Source organism: Mycobacterium sp. (assembly GCF_050701675.1).
Classification (GTDB): Bacteria; Actinomycetota; Actinomycetes; order Mycobacteriales; family Mycobacteriaceae; genus Mycobacterium.
In genome coordinates this window covers 1-2353 of the sequence record NZ_JBOGDD010000090.1, presented here as the reverse complement: position 1 = coordinate 2353, position 2353 = coordinate 1, and the positions used below count along the sequence as shown (strand labels likewise).

The following is a 2353-nucleotide window of genomic DNA, read 5'->3' as shown; positions in this document are numbered from 1 at the left end:
TTGGTCGGCAGGAAGAAGAAGTCGCCCGACTCCCGCGCCCGTTTGATGAGCTGCAAGTCCTCACCCATCGTGAGATGCTCGTCGAATCTGATCGCGGGGAACAGCGAACGGCGCGCAATCTGGATGGCGTACGAACCCTTTCCGAGCCGGTGGGCGAGATCGTAGTACGCGAACCAGGCCCGCGCCCGACGACCACCGCCAATTGCCCGGACCCTGGTGGTGCCGACCGTCAATCGGTCCCCGCTCCCGCGCACCATCCGCTGCAGATCATTCAAGAAGTCTGCTTCGAGGATGGTGTCCGCATCCAGGAACACCACCCAGTCGCTAGCCTCCGACATCCTGTCGATGCCGAAGTTCTTCGCGGCAGAGACGCCGACGCAGCTGCTGCTGAACACGCGAATATTGCTGCGCTCAAACCCCTTTGCGACGTCCAACGTCCGGTCTGAGGAACCGTTCTCGACGACCAGCACTTCGTAGGAGTCGGTCGGATACGACAAGGCAGCGACGTGTTCGAGGGTGTCTGCGATATACCCCTCTTCGTTGTGCGCAGGAACGATGATCGAAAAGCGCAGCCGTTCGAGCACGACGAGATCGTAGCCCGAAATTGGCCGATTCTGCTTATTGCACTGCCGCTCAGCGACCTTCGCATCGAAATTCGCACGCCAAACACCTGTCGCGATGACGTTTGCAACGTTCGACAGCAAATCCCCAAGCCCGATCATTGCGGCCAACTTGGCTGGTACGCAAGGTCTTTCAACCCCGCCACCCATTGCCGGCCGCGGTATCGCGGTATCGTCTACCCGTGATCGAGCTAGAGGGAGTCGGCAAGACGTTCGGCGGCGCCGTGCCTGCGCTGCAGGACGTCGACTTCTCCGTGCCCACCGGGACCGTCTGCGCCCTGCTTGGCCACAACGGGGCCGGCAAGACGACGGTGGTCAAGATCCTGTCCACCCTGCTGCGCCTGGATGCGGGCCGGGCGCTGGTGGCGGGCCACGACGTCGCCGACCAGCCGGCCCGGGTGCGGGCGAACATCGGCGTGACCGGCCAGGAGGCAGCACTCGACCTGCTCCTCACCGGGCGCGAGAACCTGGAACTCTTCGGCAGGCTCCGCGGCCTGCGGCGCAAGCAAACGAGAGCACGTGCCGACGAGCTCATTCACCAGTTCGACATGGCGCACGCCGCCGACCGTCGGGTGCTCACCTATTCGGGTGGCATGCGCCGCCGAATCGACATCGCCGCCGCGCTGGTGGTTCCGCCGAAGGTGCTGTTCCTCGACGAGCCGACGACGGGTCTCGATCCGCGTAGCCGACGTGACGTGTGGTCACTGGTGTCGTCGCTGTCTGCCCAGGACGTGACGATCCTGCTGACGACCCAGTATCTCGAAGAAGCCGACGTGCTCAGCGATTCGATCGTCATTCTCGACTCGGGACGGGTCATCGCCCGTGGGACCGCCGACGAACTCAAACGACGGGTCGGCTTCAGCTTCTGTCAGGTGACGCCCGTGCGTTCGGAGGAGATCTCCAGGATCGCGGCCGTCCTCACCGACTTCGAGGGCGTGGAGGTGGACCTCGAGGCGAACACCGTCTCGGTGCCTGCCGCCGACGGGGCAGCGACCCTCACCGAGGTGCTCCGCAGGATCGACCGCCTCGGCATCGAACTGATCGACATCTCGCTGCGCAAGCCGTCGCTCGACGAGGTCTTCCTTCATCTGAGTCCGGCGACCGTCACCGCATGAACGCAATGCCTGCGCTAGTGGCGCTCACCGAGCGCACCATGCGGGGCACGTTACGCGACCTCGATCTGGTGTTCGCGATCTTCGTCCCCGTCGCGACGTTCGTCGGATTCACCCTGGCACTGCGCGGTCTGATCGACACCGGCGGAACCGATTACCCCCAGTACGTGCTACCGGCAGTCGTCATTCAGGCGATGCTGTTCGGCGCGATGACCACCGCCGACCGGGCCGCACGGGAACAGTCGACCGGATTCGGGGTGCGTCTTCGCACCCTGCCCATTCCCGCCCTGCTGCCGCTGATGGCACGGATGGTGTACTGCCTGCTTCGCGGGGCCATGGCCCTGCTCGCCGCCGTCGGCGTCGCCTACGCATTCGGCTTCCGGATGGCGGGTGGGTTTGGGTATGGAGTCGCCTTCGTCGTCATCGTGCTGGCGCTGACTCTCGCGTTGTCGCTTGGCGCCGACGCGACGGGCACCCGGGTCAAGTCGACGGACGCGTCCAGCCAGTTGCTGCTCATCCCCCAGCTACTGTTGGTCCTGTTGTCCACCGGGATGGCCCCCGCCCACTCGTTCCCCGGTTGGGTTCAGCCGTTCGTCCGCTATCAACCCGTCTCTCAGGTGA

At 64.8% G+C, this 2353-nt stretch carries 3 protein-coding genes; 2 read left to right on the top strand and 1 reads right to left on the bottom strand.

Going from position 1 to position 2353, the window contains the following annotated elements; all coding sequences use genetic code 11:
• The coding region (locus tag ACRDUX_RS02885; RefSeq protein ID WP_526410832.1) for a glycosyltransferase family 2 protein at positions 1–722 on the bottom strand (722 nt) is incomplete at its 3' end.
• Positions 723–802: 80 nt separating this feature from the next.
• Between ACRDUX_RS02885 and ACRDUX_RS02880 the strand changes: the two genes are divergently transcribed.
• Both ACRDUX_RS02880 and ACRDUX_RS02875 read left to right on the top strand, forming a co-directional pair.
• Positions 803–1735, top strand: a complete 933-nt coding sequence (locus ACRDUX_RS02880) for an efflux ABC transporter ATPase subunit, DrrA-related (protein ID WP_526410830.1) — start codon at positions 803–805, stop codon at positions 1733–1735.
• Positions 1732–2353 (top strand): ABC transporter permease (locus ACRDUX_RS02875; protein ID WP_526410828.1); only part of this gene is annotated, 622 nt, incomplete at its 3' end. The genes ACRDUX_RS02880 and ACRDUX_RS02875, both read left to right, overlap by 4 nt.